This window comes from Lysinibacillus sp. A4 (assembly GCF_024919535.1).
In the GTDB taxonomy this organism is placed as follows: Bacteria; Bacillota; Bacilli; order Bacillales_A; family Planococcaceae; genus Lysinibacillus; species Lysinibacillus capsici.
This window is the reverse complement of the sequence record NZ_JANWTB010000006.1, coordinates 125,381-141,756: the sequence shown is the minus strand read 5'-3', so window position 1 is coordinate 141,756 and position 16,376 is coordinate 125,381. Positions and strand designations below refer to the sequence as shown.

The 16,376-nt window shown below is 37.7% G+C and carries 15 protein-coding genes; all 15 read left to right on the top strand.

Annotated features, from left to right (window positions below):
- The first annotated feature begins 48 nt into the window (after nucleotides 1-48).
- On the top strand, nucleotides 49-1,209 hold the full coding sequence (gene sucC / locus NY607_RS13795; RefSeq protein WP_036080495.1) for an ADP-forming succinate--CoA ligase subunit beta: 1,161 nt from the start codon (nucleotides 49-51) through the stop codon (nucleotides 1,207-1,209).
- A gap of 17 nt (nucleotides 1,210-1,226) precedes the next feature.
- Nucleotides 1,227-2,129 carry a succinate--CoA ligase subunit alpha gene (gene sucD, locus NY607_RS13790; RefSeq protein ID WP_004229280.1) on the top strand — a complete coding sequence of 301 codons (903 nt, stop codon included), beginning with the start codon at nucleotides 1,227-1,229 and terminating at the stop codon, nucleotides 2,127-2,129.
- 198 nt (nucleotides 2,130-2,327) lie between these two features.
- Nucleotides 2,328-3,224: a DNA-processing protein DprA gene (gene dprA / locus NY607_RS13785; RefSeq protein WP_131521906.1), complete on the top strand. Its 897-nt coding sequence runs from the start codon at nucleotides 2,328-2,330 to the stop codon at nucleotides 3,222-3,224.
- 91 nt (nucleotides 3,225-3,315) lie between these two features.
- Nucleotides 3,316-5,394, top strand: a complete 2,079-nt coding sequence (gene topA, locus NY607_RS13780) for a type I DNA topoisomerase (RefSeq protein WP_259419873.1) — start codon at nucleotides 3,316-3,318, stop codon at nucleotides 5,392-5,394.
- 19 nt (nucleotides 5,395-5,413) lie between these two features.
- Nucleotides 5,414-6,727, top strand: a complete 1,314-nt coding sequence (gene trmFO / locus NY607_RS13775) for an FADH(2)-oxidizing methylenetetrahydrofolate--tRNA-(uracil(54)-C(5))-methyltransferase TrmFO (RefSeq protein ID WP_016994086.1) — start codon at nucleotides 5,414-5,416, stop codon at nucleotides 6,725-6,727.
- 287 nt (nucleotides 6,728-7,014) lie between these two features.
- Nucleotides 7,015-7,914, top strand: coding sequence for a tyrosine recombinase XerC (gene xerC, locus NY607_RS13770; RefSeq protein WP_259419872.1), 900 nt, complete (start codon nucleotides 7,015-7,017; stop codon nucleotides 7,912-7,914).
- Nucleotides 7,915-7,935: 21 nt separating this feature from the next.
- Entirely contained in the window at nucleotides 7,936-8,481 is a 546-nt protein-coding gene (hslV, locus tag NY607_RS13765) for an ATP-dependent protease subunit HslV (protein WP_004229270.1), read from the top strand.
- On the top strand, nucleotides 8,481-9,881 hold the full coding sequence (gene hslU, locus NY607_RS13760; protein ID WP_259419871.1) for an ATP-dependent protease ATPase subunit HslU: 1,401 nt from the start codon (nucleotides 8,481-8,483) through the stop codon (nucleotides 9,879-9,881). The genes hslV and hslU overlap by 1 nt, the downstream gene beginning before the upstream one ends.
- A gap of 87 nt (nucleotides 9,882-9,968) precedes the next feature.
- Nucleotides 9,969-10,748 carry a GTP-sensing pleiotropic transcriptional regulator CodY gene (gene codY, locus NY607_RS13755; RefSeq protein ID WP_004229266.1) on the top strand — a complete coding sequence of 260 codons (780 nt, stop codon included), beginning with the start codon at nucleotides 9,969-9,971 and terminating at the stop codon, nucleotides 10,746-10,748.
- Nucleotides 10,749-11,660: 912 nt separating this feature from the next.
- On the top strand, nucleotides 11,661-12,053 hold the full coding sequence (gene flgB / locus NY607_RS13750) for a flagellar basal body rod protein FlgB (protein ID WP_048391621.1): 393 nt from the start codon (nucleotides 11,661-11,663) through the stop codon (nucleotides 12,051-12,053).
- A gap of 3 nt (nucleotides 12,054-12,056) precedes the next feature.
- A complete protein-coding gene (gene flgC / locus NY607_RS13745) occupies nucleotides 12,057-12,518 on the top strand; it encodes a flagellar basal body rod protein FlgC (RefSeq protein ID WP_054550512.1) in 462 nt (153 codons plus the stop codon).
- Nucleotides 12,519-12,544: 26 nt separating this feature from the next.
- Nucleotides 12,545-12,850 carry a flagellar hook-basal body complex protein FliE gene (gene fliE, locus NY607_RS13740; RefSeq protein ID WP_004269303.1) on the top strand — a complete coding sequence of 102 codons (306 nt, stop codon included), beginning with the start codon at nucleotides 12,545-12,547 and terminating at the stop codon, nucleotides 12,848-12,850.
- Nucleotides 12,851-12,970: 120 nt separating this feature from the next.
- Entirely contained in the window at nucleotides 12,971-14,566 is a 1,596-nt protein-coding gene (gene fliF, locus NY607_RS13735; protein ID WP_131521904.1) for a flagellar basal-body MS-ring/collar protein FliF, read from the top strand.
- 15 nt (nucleotides 14,567-14,581) lie between these two features.
- Nucleotides 14,582-15,595, top strand: coding sequence for a flagellar motor switch protein FliG (gene fliG / locus NY607_RS13730; protein ID WP_008180783.1), 1,014 nt, complete (start codon nucleotides 14,582-14,584; stop codon nucleotides 15,593-15,595).
- Nucleotides 15,588-16,376, top strand: a complete 789-nt coding sequence (fliH, locus tag NY607_RS13725) for a flagellar assembly protein FliH (RefSeq protein WP_131521903.1) — start codon at nucleotides 15,588-15,590, stop codon at nucleotides 16,374-16,376. The genes fliG and fliH overlap by 8 nt, the downstream gene beginning before the upstream one ends.

The following is a 16,376-nucleotide window of genomic DNA, read 5'->3' as shown; positions in this document are numbered from 1 at the left end:
TATGTTAGTAAAACAATTCTATGCAAATGTTTGATGGGAGGATGTATTATGAATATCCATGAATATCAAGGGAAAGAGATTCTGAGAAAATATGGTGTAGCTGTACCAAACGGAAAAGTTGCTTTTTCCCCTGATGAAGCAGTAAAAGTAGCGAAGGAACTTGGCTCAAATGTAACAGTAGTCAAGGCGCAAATCCATGCAGGTGGACGCGGTAAAGCAGGCGGTGTCAAAATCGCTAAAAACCTTGACGAGGTGCGCACATACGCAAAAGAGTTATTAGGAAAAATTTTAGTGACTCATCAAACAGGTCCAGAAGGAAAAGAAGTAAAACGTTTGTATATTGAAGAGGGTTCTGATATCCAAAAAGAATACTATTTAAGTCTAGTATTAGACCGTGCCACATCTCGTGTAACAGTGATGGGATCTGAAGAAGGCGGTATGGATATTGAAGAAGTAGCAGAAACAAATCCAGAAAAAATCTTCAAAGAAGTTGTGGATCCTGTAGTTGGATTAACAAGCTTCCAAGCACGTCGTATGGCGTTTAATATGAATATTCCAGCAAACCTTGTAGGGAAAGCTGTTAAATTAATGTTAGGCTTATATCAAGCATTTATCGACAAAGATGCATCAATTGTAGAAATTAATCCACTTGTTGTAACTGGACAAGGCGAAGTAGTAGCATTAGATGCTAAATTCAATTTTGATGCCAATGCATTATATCGACATAAGGATATTGTCGAATTACGCGATTTTGACGAAGAAGATGCAAAAGAAATCGAAGCTTCAAAATATGACTTAAGCTATATTTCATTAGATGGAAATATTGGCTGTATGGTTAACGGTGCTGGTCTTGCAATGGCAACGATGGATACAATTAGTTATTATGGCGGAAGCCCTGCTAACTTCCTAGATGTAGGGGGCGGTGCAACAGCTGAAAAAGTAACAGAGGCTTTCAAAATTATCCTTTCTGATCCAAACGTAAAAGGCATTTTCGTAAACATCTTTGGTGGAATTATGAAGTGTAACATTATTGCTGAAGGTGTTGTAACGGCTGCTAAAGAGATTGGTTTAGCTGTGCCATTAGTTGTACGCTTAGAAGGTACAAATGTTGAGCTTGGAAAAGAAATTTTAAATGCATCTGGTTTAAACATCGTTGCAGCGGATTCAATGGCTGACGGTGCACAAAAAATTGTGGGACTAGTAGGCTAAGGAAGGCAGGGAGAACAATGGCTGTATTTATTAACAAAGATACGAAGGTAATTGTACAAGGGATTACGGGCGAAACAGCTCTTTTCCATACGAAGCAAATGCTTGAGTATGGTACTAAAATCGTAGCAGGTGTAACACCAGGTAAAGGTGGACTTGAAATCGAGGGAGTTCCTGTTTTCAATACAGTAGCAGAAGCTGTAGCTGCAACAGGTGCTACAACTTCAGTTATCTATGTACCTGCACCATTTGCGGCAGATGCAATTTTAGAAGCTGTTGATGCTGAATTAGAATTAACAATCTGTATCACAGAGCATATTCCTGTCCTTGATATGGTTAAGGTTAAACGTTATATGGAAGGCAAAAACACTCGACTAGTAGGTCCAAACTGTCCAGGTGTTATTACAGCTGATGAATGTAAAATTGGTATCATGCCTGGTTATATTCATACAAAAGGCCATGTAGGAGTTGTTTCTCGTTCTGGTACATTAACATATGAAGCAGTACACCAATTAACACAAGCTGGAATTGGTCAAACAACTGCAGTAGGTATTGGTGGAGACCCTGTCAACGGTACAAACTTCATTGATGTACTTGAAGCCTTTAATAATGATCCAGAAACATACGCAGTTGTTATGATTGGTGAAATCGGTGGTACAGCTGAGGAAGAAGCAGCGGCATGGATTAAGGCAAATATGACAAAACCTGTTGTAGGCTTTATTGGTGGACAAACTGCACCTCCTGGCAAACGTATGGGTCACGCTGGTGCTATCATTTCTGGTGGTAAAGGAACAGCAGCGGAGAAAATTAAAGCAATGAACGAAGCTGGTATTGAAGTTGCAGAAACACCTTCTGTAATTGGTGAAACATTGATTAAAGTAATTAAAGAAAAAGGGCTATACGAAAAGTGTAAAACCCATTAAAATGGAAGATGTAGCCATTACGGCTACATCTTTTTCATTATTTATACACTGTTTATCATACTTCATTCAACAATTACCTACTTACTGATGAAGAAATCAACAATTTTGTGGCAGATGTTATAAAAAATAATGCAATGTTGTGTTGAAAATTATCATGCGGTCATTTAATTTCTTCTATTATAAAAGGAGGTTTATTGAATGATTCTCGCAGTAGATACGCAGAGATTACTAGCCTTACATTATGTGTACCCATTACCACTACAGAAACTTCAGCAATTGTTGTCCCCTGTGAATATTTTAAGCTCTTTTGAAGACATTCATTATGACGACCTCGCAAAAGTTTTACAAATATCGGCACAAAAAGCACATCAACTTTCTCAGCGCTTTCGACAAATTATGACAACACCACTTGAAGAGGCCTATGCACGGGCTAATATATTCCCCATCCCGTTTTATCATCCTTATTTCCCGGCGCAATTATTTGAAATATCAAGTCCACCTACTGTATTGTATGTGAAAGGTCAATATTCCCTGTTAACAAACAAAAAACAGATAGCTATTATAGGCTCTAGGAAGGCGACAGCGTATTCAAAAAGAGCGATAGACTTAATTGTTCCGCCGCTTATTCAACGTGATTATACGGTTGTTAGTGGGCTTGCAAGAGGTGCAGATACAATGGCACATAGGGCGACTATCGATATGGGCGGTCATACAATAGCTGTGCTTGGACATGGTTTTAATTATCTCTATCCATCAGAAAACCGCATTCTCGCTACGCAAATGGCAGAGCAACAGTTATTAATGACAGAATATCCTCCCTATATGAAGCCTGAAAAATGGCATTTCCCAATGCGTAACCGAATCATTAGTGGTTTATCTCAAGCATTAGTTGTGACAGAAGCGGCATTAAAAAGTGGCACGCTTATTACAACAGAGCTTGCATTAGAGCAAGGAAAAGATGTGTTTGTGGTGCCAGGACCTATAGACGCAACGCAATCAAAAGGGACAAATCAATTGCTTTTTGAAGGAGCAATTCCCATAGTGAATGGTCATCAAATCATTGAAACATTAGACCTCTTTTCTAACAAAAATTGAAAAAAAGTTGCATTATCTTAAAATCTGTTATACATTTTGCAACAGGTAACTTAAAAAATTAGTAATAGACCTCGCTAAGGGGGAGACATAGATGGCGGATTATTTAGTGATTGTAGAATCACCAGCAAAAGCAAAAACAATTGAACGGTATTTAGGAAAGAAATATAAAGTGAAAGCGTCGGTTGGACACGTACGGGATCTTCCACGTAGTCAGATGGGCGTTAGCGCGGAAAATAATTTCGAGCCTAAATATATTACGATACGTGGTAAAGGACCTGTGTTACAGGAATTAAAGTCTGCAGCTAAAAAAGTAAAGAAAGTTTATCTAGCAGCCGATCCAGACCGCGAGGGAGAAGCAATTGCTTGGCACCTTGCGACTGCATTAAATATTGATATTCACTCAGATTGTCGTGTTGTATTTAATGAAATTACTAAAGATGCAATTATAGAGTCTTTTAAAAATCCACGTCCAATTAACATGGATTTAGTAGATGCGCAGCAAACAAGACGTATATTGGATCGACTTGTTGGTTATAACATTAGCCCGATTCTATGGAAAAAGGTGAAAAAAGGTTTATCGGCAGGTCGAGTACAATCTGTAGCACTACGCATGATCATTGATCGTGAAAATGAAATTAAAAACTTCCAACCTGAAGAATATTGGACAATTGAAGGAACGTTTGAAAAGGGAAAAAAATCATTTGATGCCCTTTACTATGGAAATGGTAAAGACAAAATAAAATTAACAAATGAAGCACAAGTCAAGGCAATCTTAAAAGATGTTAAAGGAACAAACTTTGATGTTGTCAATGTAACGAAAAAAGAACGTAAGCGTAATGCTGCACCAGCCTTTACAACATCATCTTTACAGCAAGAAGCAGCACGAAAATTAAATTTCCGTGCTAAGAAGACCATGATGCTAGCTCAGCAATTATACGAAGGTATAGATATTGGAAAAAAAGAGGGAACAGTCGGGTTAATTACTTATATGCGTACCGATTCCACACGTATTTCTGATACGGCAAAAGCAGAAGCAGTTACTTACATTGAGGGTAAATATGGAAAAGAATACATTGCAACAGAAATAAAACAAACAAAGAAAGCTTCAAATGCACAGGATGCGCACGAAGCAATACGTCCAACAAGTACAATGCGGACACCAGATGAATTAAAGGCGGTACTTAGCCGTGATCAGTTACGCTTATATCGCTTAATTTGGGAGCGCTTTATTGCGAGTCAAATGGCACCGGCAGTACTTGATACTGTAGCTGTAGATCTTCAAAATGGTGATGTTTTATTCCGTGCAAACGGCTCACAAGTTAAATTCGCAGGCTTTATGAAACTATATATTGAAGGTACTGATGATCAAACTGAAGAGACGACAAAACTTTTACCTGAGATGGAAATTGGTGATCAAGTAAAATCGCTCGAAATTGAGCCTAAACAACATTTTACACAGCCACCACCACGTTATTCTGAGGCGCGACTTGTTAAAACAATGGAAGAACTAGGAATTGGGCGCCCGTCCACATATGCACCGACCCTCGATACAATTCAGCGCCGTGGCTATGTTGTATTAGATGCTAAACGCTTTATGCCAACAGAGCTAGGAGAGATCGTACACCAACTCGTACTAGAATTTTTCCCAGATATCATAAACATCGAATTCACAGCACAAATGGAACAAGATTTAGATGATATTGAAGAAGGCAATCGACAATGGAAAAAAGTCGTGGAGGAATTTTACAAAGACTTTGAAGTCCATGTAAAACATGCGGATGAAGCTATGGAAAAGGTTGTCATTAAAGATGAGCCTGCAGGGGAAGACTGTGAGCTTTGTGGATCTCCAATGGTCTATAAGCTTGGACGATATGGCAAATTTATGGCTTGTTCTAATTTCCCTGATTGTAGAAATACAAAAGCGATTATGAAGCCTATTGGTGTGAAATGCCCTTCCTGTGAAACGGGCGAGATAGTGGAGCGAAAAAGTAAAACAAAGCGTCTATTCTATGGTTGCAATCAGTATCCTGAATGTGAATTTGTCTCATGGGACAAGCCGATTAATAGACCATGTCCAAAATGTAGTGCATTATTAGTAGAGAAAAAGATAAAAAAAGGTGTGCAAATTCAATGTACGAAGTGTGACTATGAAGAAGCACCAACTCAATGATAGGAAGATGGTAAGAAACATGACTGAACAAGTAGTAAATGTAATTGGAGCAGGGCTGGCAGGTAGTGAGGCAGCTTGGCAAATTGCTAAGCGTGGTATAAAAGTTAAACTTTATGAAATGCGTCCAGTAAAGCAGACACCAGCGCACCATACAGATAAATTTGCAGAACTTGTTTGTTCTAACTCATTGCGAGCAAACGGGTTAACAAATGCTGTAGGCGTTATAAAAGAAGAAATGCGTATGTTAGATTCTGTTATCTTAAAGGCAGCAGACCAATGTTCAGTACCTGCTGGAGGTGCCTTAGCAGTAGATCGTCACGAATTTGCAGGGTATGTAACTGAAACTGTGAAAAACCATCCACTTGTGGAGGTTATTCATGAAGAAGTCACAGAAATTCCAGAAGGTATTACAGTTATTGCAACAGGACCATTAACTTCAAAAGCTTTAGCTGAAAAAATTCAAGGTTTAACGGGTTTAGATTATTTATACTTTTACGATGCAGCAGCTCCTATTATCGAAAAAGATAGTATTGATATGAATAAAGTTTATTTAAAATCTCGTTATGATAAAGGGGAAGCGGCTTATTTAAACTGTCCTATGACAAAGGAAGAATTCGATCGTTTCCGCCAAGCATTAATCGAAGCTGAAGTTGTACCATTGAAGGAATTTGAAAAAGAAATTTACTTTGAAGGTTGTATGCCAATTGAAGTCATGGCAGCTCGTGGAGAGAAAACTATGTTATTTGGTCCGATGAAGCCAGTAGGTCTTGAGGATCCAAAAACAGGAAAACGTCCATATGCAGTTGTTCAACTTCGTCAAGACGATGCAGCAGGCACGCTTTACAACATTGTAGGCTTCCAAACGCATTTAAAATGGGGGCCACAAAAGGAAGTGCTACAGCTCATTCCTGGGTTAGAGAATGTAGAAATTGTTCGCTATGGCGTCATGCACAGAAACACCTTCATTAATTCACCGAAAGTTTTAGAAAAAACATATCAACTTCGTGAGCAAAAGAATATTTTCTTTGCAGGTCAGATGACTGGTGTAGAAGGCTATGTTGAATCAGCAGGTAGTGGATTAATTGCAGGAATAAATGCAGCTCGTTTAGCCTTAGGACAAGAGCCGATTATTTTCCCATTCGAAACGGCATTAGGAAGCATGGCGCGTTATATAACAGAAGCACAGTCGAAAAACTTCCAGCCTATGAATGTAAACTTCGGCATCTTCCCTGACTTACCACCTGGTCGTCGTTCGAAGCCAGAGCGTGCGGAAATGCATGCAACACGCGCAATAAGCACAATTCGAAATTTTGTGAATTCACAAACAATTTAATTGCCAAAAGCCTCTAAAAGTTGTTATACTCTTAGAGGCTTTTTCTTTTTGTAGACAAAATGCTTAATTAGACGTATTTTATTATTTTGTATGAAGTTTTTCTCAAAATATAACTATTTACACTTGCTATATTATGAAGATAGGTTTAGTGTCAATATGTATGTTTATTAATGATCAGGAAAACGATACAAACTTGTAAGAGATGACAAAGGATTGTATATCCGTTATATTACAAGTGTCAGTCATTTAAGAAAATTATTAATAAATTATTGGTGGTGAATCTTTCTGTGTTAGTTTCGTCCCAAGATGCACTCGAACAGTTCATGCTTTACATCCAAGTTGAAAAGAACTTCTCTGTTCATACAGTGCGAGAATATGAATCAGACCTGCTAGATTTTTTAACCTTTTTACAAACGGAGGGAATCGATGATTTAGCAAGTGTTGAATATATACATGCACGTCTTTATGTAACAAAGTTGTACGATGAGAAAAGGGCAAGGGCTTCTATTTCAAGGAAAATTTCCTCAATACGCTCCTTTTTTCGCTTTCTAAATAGACAGTACGGATTAGATGACGGAGCCTTTCGTTCGCTTTATCATCCGAAAAAAGAATCACGTTTACCTAATTTTTTCTACGAAGAGGAATTGAAACAGTTATTTGATGCGAATACTGGTGATGATTTGAAATCATTAAGAAATCTAGCTATATTAGAGCTGTTATATGCAACAGGTATTCGTGTGAGTGAACTGACTTCAATTCAAGTAGAGGATGTAGATTTTCATTATTCGATTATACGAGTAATGGGCAAAGGTCGAAAAGAACGAATCATTCCATTTGGTCAATTTGCGAGTTTAGCAATGCAGGACTACATAGAGCAAGCTCGTCCACGATTGATGAAAAAAACGAATCATCTGCAGTTGTTTGTCAATATGCGTGGTGGGGAACTTACTCCTAGAGGGGTACGTCATATTTTAAACGAAATGATTGACAAGGCCTCACTCCATACAAAAATTTACCCACACATGCTTCGCCATACTTTTGCTACTCATTTATTGAATAATGGCGCAGATTTACGGACGGTGCAGGAGTTATTAGGTCACTCACATTTATCTTCTACACAAGTTTACACACATGTAACAAAAGAGCATCTTCGTCAAACATATATGAATGCTCATCCAAGGGCATAATAGAGCTAAGGAGGAAGGCAGATGGGACAAATTCATGCAACAACGATATTTGCGGTTCATCATAACGGAGGCTGTGCTATGGCTGGTGATGGCCAAGTAACATTGGGAAATGCAGTTGTGATGAAGGGTACAGCAAGGAAGGTCAGACGTCTGTTTAATGGGCAGGTCCTCGCTGGTTTTGCAGGTTCAGTTGCGGATGCCTTTACACTTTTTGAAATGTTTGAAGGCAAATTAAATGAATATAATGGTAATTTGCAACGTGCAGCCGTTGAGGTAGCGAAGCAATGGCGTGGTGATAAAATGCTGCGTCAGCTCGAAGCGATGCTACTAGTAATGGATAAAACGACTTTATTACTCGTTTCGGGTACAGGAGAAGTGATTGAACCTGATGATGGTATTTTGGCCATTGGCTCTGGGGGCAATTATGCATTGTCTGCGGGTAGAGCATTAAAAAAATATGCAGGTGAAACAATGACTGCTCGTGAAATTGCTGAAGCGGCACTAGAAACAGCTGCTGAGATCTGTGTATTTACAAATCATAATATTATCGTGGAGGCGCTGAACTAATGACACAAAAAAATTTAACGCCAAGACAAATTACTGAGCATTTAGATCGTTACATTGTTGGGCAGAATGAAGCTAAGCGAGCAGTAGCTATTGCGTTACGAAACCGCTATCGTCGTTCGTTGTTAAATGAAGATATGAAGGCTGAAGTTATTCCAAAAAATATTTTGATGATTGGGCCTACTGGTGTCGGTAAAACAGAAATAGCCAGAAGGATTGCAAAGCTTACCAATGCACCTTTTGTAAAAGTTGAAGCGACAAAGTTTACCGAAGTAGGCTATGTGGGTAGAGATGTTGAATCAATGGTTCGTGACTTGGTAGAAGCTTCTCACCGTCTAGTTAAAGAAGAAATGATGGAGTCTGTCAAGGAACAAGCAGAAGAATTAGCAAATGAAGCAATCGTGAAACTTTTGGTGCCTTCTTTACGTAAAAAACAGGCGATGCAAAATCCGTTTGAAATGCTATTTGGTGGGAAAGAACAACCGACAAATGATGATTCATCAGCAGATGATGGAGAAGTTCGCTCGAAGCGTGCTCAAATTGCCATTGATTTACGCAATGGTAAGTTAGAAAATGAGTGGGTTACTGTAGAGGTAACAGAACAAAATCCATCCATTTTTGATGCCTTACAAGGAACTGGGATGGATATGTCTGCGAATAGCGGTATGCAGGATATGCTCTCTAGTTTAATGCCTAAAAAACAGAAAAAGCGCCGTGTGCAAGTAAAAGACGCGCGTCGTATTTTAACAATAGAAGAAGCAAATAAGCTGATAGATGCTGATGAAGTAGCACAGGAAGCCATTAATAGAGCTGAGCAGACGGGTATCATCTTTATTGACGAAATCGATAAAATTGCTAGTAAAGAAGGAAATACTTCGGCGAATGTCTCTCGCGAAGGAGTTCAACGTGACATTTTACCAATTGTAGAAGGTTCTACGGTCACTACGAAGTATGGTGCAGTGAAAACGGATTATATGCTGTTTGTTGCTGCTGGGGCATTTCATATGTCAAAACCATCAGACCTAATTCCCGAGTTACAAGGCCGTTTCCCAATTCGGGTAGAGCTAGAAAAATTAACAAAACAGGATTTTATCCGTATTTTACAAGAACCAGATCAATCATTAATTTTACAATATAAAGCACTTTTAGAGACAGAAGGCGTAGAAATTCATTTCACAACAGATGCTATTGAACGAATTGCTGAGATAGCAACTGAAGTGAATCAGGAAACAGACAATATCGGAGCTCGTCGTTTACACACGATATTAGAACGTTTACTGGAAGAACTATCGTTTGAGGCATCTGAGATTGCGCCAGCGAGTATCCCGATTAATGCGGCGTATGTGGATCAAAAACTTGCGGGAATAGTAAAAAACAAAGATTTGTCACAGTTTATACTGTAAGATAAAGCTGATTAGTATCATTCAATAGTAAAAACCTTTAGAATATTTAGTAAATACTCTTCGGATTATTTATAGGAGGAACATATAATGAATTTATTAGAAAAAACACGTAAAATTAACTCGATGCTTCAAGCTTCTGCTGGTAAGCCAGTAAACTTTAAGGAAATGGCCGATACATTAGGCGACATTATCGATAGTAATGTCTATATTTTAAGTCGTAAAGGTAAATTATTAGGTATTTCAATTCACCAACAAATTGAAAATGAACGTATGAAAAAAATGTTCGAAGAGAGACAGTTCCCAGAAGAATACACACATAGCTTATTTACGATCTCTGAAACATCATCAAATTTAGATATTAATAATGAACATACTGCTTTCCCAGTAGAAAATAAAGATTTATTCCAAAATGCTTTAACAACAATTGTACCAATCGTTGGCGGTGGTGAGCGTTTAGGCACATTAATCCTTGCTCGTTTATCTTCACAATTTGAAGATGATGATCTAATTTTAGCTGAGTATGGTGCAACGGTAGTTGGTATGGAAATTTTACGTGAAAAATCGGAAGAAATTGAAGAAGAAGCTCGTAGCAAAGCTGTCGTGCAAATGGCTATTAATTCACTTTCGTACAGTGAGTTAGAGGCAATTGAACACATTTTTGAAGAGCTTGATGGTAATGAAGGTTTACTAGTTGCTTCTAAAATTGCTGATCGAGTGGGTATTACACGCTCAGTGATCGTAAACGCATTACGTAAACTTGAATCAGCGGGTGTCATTGAATCTCGCTCTTTAGGCATGAAAGGTACTTATATTAAAGTACTAAACGATAAATTCTTAAATGCTTTAGCAGAAATTAAAATGAAATAAATACTTCTTTTAAGAAGCTAATGAAAGCGTCTATGGTAAACATAGACGCTTTTTATGTTGTTGAAAAAGACCTTTTAGAAAGGTGAGGGGTGCTTTAGGTTTCGTCATCGTCCAATCCAGAGGAGTGTACAATGAATCTGTTAGTCGAACATGAGGAAAAGTGACTTTTCAGACTAGTGATTGTAATTTTTGCTTTTAATGTAGAACGGTGGAGTAGAAGGCTAATTGATTCCCATGTGAGAAAGGGAGACCTTAAACAGAGCAGTAGTTTTGTACTTTAAACTGAGTGAGAAAGAAGTATAGTGGCAAGCCGGTAGGGTGGAATGAAAGCTGATTTCATCTTTCGTATAATGTATTGTTTTTCAAAATAATGGTGGTGTCTATGGTAAATATAGACGCTTTTTTGTGTATTTTCGAAATTTTAGGGCACTTATTTTGTAGAGAATTAATATAAAAACATGGATATCGTTGCTTTTATCCTAAAAATGTTCGATAATTTGTCACTACAATTAGCATATAAAAAATGCTGATATGTTACTTTTGAAGAATGGTGAATAAACTTATAGTCACTGTATAAAAAATACCCCCTTAGTGGTCAATCTAGTAAAAAGGGACCTTTATTTAAAAGGGTTAAAAAAGGCGATTAACCTCATAAAAAGGCATTTTTCACAATAAAATCGTAAACACTGTCGAAATGGTGTAAAATAACTAGATGATTAATAATCTTTACTGAAGCCTAGAGACACAAAGGATGGGGAAGTTTTGTCATGGTTAAGAGGGAGAAAAAATAGGGCGTATAGACTATTAAAAAGTGACAAAAGACAATAGACACTAGGTATCATCTTAATTACAATTGTATTATTGGATAAATTAACAAGTACATAGATTTTAAATAAAATGAGGTGAACAGTTTTGAATTTATTTGGAGGAACTATTAGTAGCCTGGAAAATGGACTTTCCTATGCCACTTTAAATCATAAAACAATCGCAAATAATATCGCGAATGTCGATACACCTAATTATAAGGCGAAAAATGTTAGTTTTAAGGATATGTTGGAAGAGCAGAAGAGCATAGCTATTTCTGCATACCGCACTGATAATAGACATTATGATTTCACGTTTCGACAATCTACACCAGGTGTCAATATTGTTGAGAACTTGCGATATAGAAACAATGGGAATGCTGTAGATATGGATGCTGAGCAAGCGAAATTAGCAGAGAATCAAATTTATTATAATGCGCTAATCGATCGTGTTAATGGGAAATTAAACACATTGAATACCGTTATTAAAGGAGGTAAGTAATAGATGTCTATTTTTCATGGGATGAATACCACTGCCTCCGCATTAACAGCGCAGCGTTTACGTATGGACGTTATTTCTTCTAATATGGCTAACATGGATACAACTCGCGCTCGTCAAGTGAATGGGGAATGGGAACCATATCGACGTAAGTCCGTGACGCTGTCAGCACAAGAAGGACAATTTTCTAATTTTTTGAATATAGCACTAGGTAAAAATGCAAAAAGTGGTGTTGGTAATGGTGTGAAAATTACTCGAATCTCAGAAGATCAAGAAACACCTTTCAAACTTGTATATGACCCAACTCATCCAGATGCAAATGCAGATGGTTATGTAAACATGCCTAACGTCGATCCATTAAAAGAAATGGTTGATTTAATGTCGGCTACTCGTTCTTATGAGGCTAATATAACTGTATTTAATGCGAATAAATCCATGCTTACAAAGGCTTTAGAGATTGGTAAATAAATTTAAGTAGAAAGGAAGATACATACATGGCCATTTCGTCCATTTCGCTAATGACACCTACTCAGGTTGTAAATAACACGAATAAACTGAATGCTACACCTTATGAAGCGCAACAAAGCTTCGCGAACTCGTTAAAAGAAGCAATTGCAAAAGTAAATGATCAACAAATAACTTCTGATAAATTTACTCAGAAGCTAATTAAAGGTGAAGATGTGGAGTTGCATGAAGTGATGATTGCTTCGCAAAAGGCAAGCATTACCCTAAACGCAACAATTGAAGTTCGCAATAAGGTGATTGAAGCTTACCAAGAAATAATGCGCATGAGTGTTTAATTATATTGTAAAGATAAGAAACCTCTTTTCAATATATATTAACAACCACAATTCAGAGTGGCTCATTATGTTCGCAAATTATTGATGGCTAGGTTATTCACTATAACCGGAGGATTCATAATGAATGAACGATTGACAAAAATAAAAAACGACACCAGTCAATTTTGGACAAGTCGAAGTAAAAAGCAAAAAATAGTTATGATTGGCTCCGTGGTAGTTGTAATCGCAATAGCAGCAATTGTGACATTTTTTGCTTCCAAAACTACATATGTTCCACTTTATAAAGATTTATCAACACGGGAAATTGGACAGGTAAAGGAAGCTCTAGATTCCCAAGGTGTGACTTATCAAATTGCTCCAGGTGGAACATCTATTTTAGTGCCAGAAGAACAAGTAGACTCCTTATTAGTGCAATTAGCTTCAGAGGGATATCCACAAACAGGTTCAATCGATTACTCATTTGCTAATAGTTCAGGTTTTGGTATGACTGATAATGAATTTAACCTATTAAAAAAAGCAGCTACTGAAACTGAAATTGCTAAACTTTTCAAAAATCTGGAAGGTGTAAAAGATGCAAAAGTGATGATTACTGTTCCTGAGGAAGGTGTATTCGTAACGGATGTTCAGGGAGAGGCAACAGCATCTATCGTTTTAAATACTGATCCTGGCTATAAATTTACGGAACAGCAAATAACTACAATGTACAATTTAGTGTCAAAAAGTATTCCGAATTTAAAGACTGAAAATATCGTGATCTCTAACCAATTTTCAGAGTACTTTGATCTGAATGCAGCAACAGCTGATGGTACTTCCACAACAACAGCTGAAGGCCAGTTACAAATGAAGAAATTGGTAGAACGAGATCTACAACGTCAAGTGCAAAATATGCTTGGAACGTTGATGGGACAAGATAAAGTAATGGTTTCTGTCACAACGGATATTGATTTCAAGAAAGAAAATCGTGAAGAAAATCTTGTGACACCAGTTGATGAAGAAAATATGGAAGGTATTGCCATAAGTGCTCAGCGAATTACAGAGCAATATTCTGGTACAGGCGCAGCTGCCGCTGCTGGAACACCTGAAGCTGAAACAACTACTGATAACTTCACAACTTATAATGAAGGTACAGCAGGAAATGGTGATTACGAGCGTACGGAAGAAACGATTAATAATGATGTGAACCGTATACGTAAGGATATTCAAGAAGCTCCTTATAAAATTCAGGATATTGGGATTCAAGTAATTGTTGAACCACCGACAGCAACTGATGCAGCGTCATTACCAGACGGTGTTCGAGAAGATATTGAGAAAATTTTAAGTACAATTGTACGTACAACAATTTCCAAAGACGTAGCAGCAGAACTTACTCAAGAGCAGATCGATGAAAAAGTGGCGGTATCTGTACAACCATTATACGGTAAGGCAACAGAGGTAGCTGATGAAAAACCAATCATTCCATGGTGGGTTTGGGTTATCGGAGGTATCTTGTTAGCTGTTATCTTATTACTAGCATTCTTCATTATCCGTTCACGTAAACGTGCGAAGGAAGAAGAAGAGTTAAGTATCCTAGAAGAACAAGAAGAATTAATGGTTGATGATATTAATGAAGAAATTGAAACGGAAGCTACAATGCGTCGTAAGCAGCTAGAAAAAATGGCCAAAGATAAGCCAGACGATTTTGCAAAGTTACTGCGTAGTTGGATTGCTGAAGACTAACTAGGAGGTTCGGCTGTGTCCAAGAAAGATAAAGAATTAACCGGAAAACAAAAGGCCGCTCTCTTGTTAATTTCATTAGGGCCTGAAGTTTCAGCTTCTGTCTATAAGCATTTAACAGAGGAAGAAATTGAACGTTTAACATTAGAGATTTCAAGTGTTAAAAAAGTAGAATCAAATGTAAAAGAAGAAATTATTGAAGAATTTCACAATATTGCACTCGCGCAGGACTATATCACACAAGGTGGTATTGGCTATGCAAAAACAGTATTAGAAAAAGCACTTGGCGTAGAACAAGCACAAACAATCATCAATCGACTAACATCTTCTTTACAAGTACGCCCGTTTGATTTTGCTAGAAGAGCTGATCCAGCGCAAATTTTTAACTTTATCCAAAATGAACATCCTCAAACAATTGCCCTAATCCTCTCTTATTTAGAGGCAGGGCAAGCAGGGGTTATTTTATCTTCTTTACCACAGGAAGTACAAGCTGACATTGCTAAACGTATAGCGGTCATGGAATCGACTTCACCAGAAGTGATTAGCGAAATTGAATCTGTGTTAGAGCGTAAATTATCATCAACCGTTACGCAGGATTATACAGAAACCGGCGGTATTGATGCAGTCGTTGAAGTTTTAAATGGAGTAGATCGACAAACAGAAAAAACAATACTCGATGCACTGGAAATACAAGACCCAGAACTTGCAGAGGAAATCAAAAAACGTATGTTTGTGTTCGAGGATATTGTTACACTCGACAATCGTTCCATTCAGCGTGTTATTCGTGATTGCGAAAACGAAGACTTACTGCTTTCAATGAAGGTATCAAGTGAAGAGGTAAAAGATATTATATTCCGTAATATGTCACAACGTATGGCTGAAACATTTAAAGAAGAAATGGAAATTATGGGACCTGTACGTTTACGTGACGTAGAGGAGGCACAATCTCGAATTGTTGCTGTTATTCGTCGTCTAGAGGATGCTGGAGAGATTATTATTGCTCGTGGTGGAGGAGATGACGTCATTGTCTAGAATCATCCGTTCTATTTACACTAAATCTGATAGCGATAATGTCAAAGAAATTCAAATCCGCGATATGTTTGAAGCGATGGAAGAATACCAAGAAGAAGAGCCTCCTCAGCATCAATTAACGTTGGATGAAGTCGTGGCAGAGCGAGATCGTTTACTTACTGAAGCAAGAACTGCTTTGCAAGCTGAACGAGAGATGTTTGAACAGGAAAAGCATAGGCACTTTCAAGAGATTGAACACTTAAAGCTAAGTTGGGAGGAAGAGAGACCCAATCGTGTTCAAGAAGCTTATGATGAGGGATTTGGACAAGGCTATGAAGATGGCGTGAATAAGGCCACCGAAGCAATGGCTCAGTCACTTCAAACAGCGAACGAAATAATGATGTTAGCGAAAGAAAATGCTCAAAAATATATTGAGGATCAAGAAGCGGTAATTTTAGAGTTAGGTTTAACTGCGGCAGAAAGAATTATTGGTACTTCTTTAGAACAGGATAACGAACTATTTGTATCGATTGTGCGTAGAGGGCTGAAAGAAGCAAGAGAAATGAAGGAAATTAAAATTTATGTTTCGCCAGCTTATTATGCTTTAATTACGACCAACCGAGATGAATTAGCAGAAATGTTCCCAATAGACGTACCATTTATGATTTTTGTTAATGAAGATTTAGATAATGAGACAGATTGCTATATTGAAACAAATCATGGGCGAATTATGGTTAGCATCGATGAGCAATTAAATGCACTGAGATTAAAGTTACATGAAATATTAGAGAGTAAGGAATGA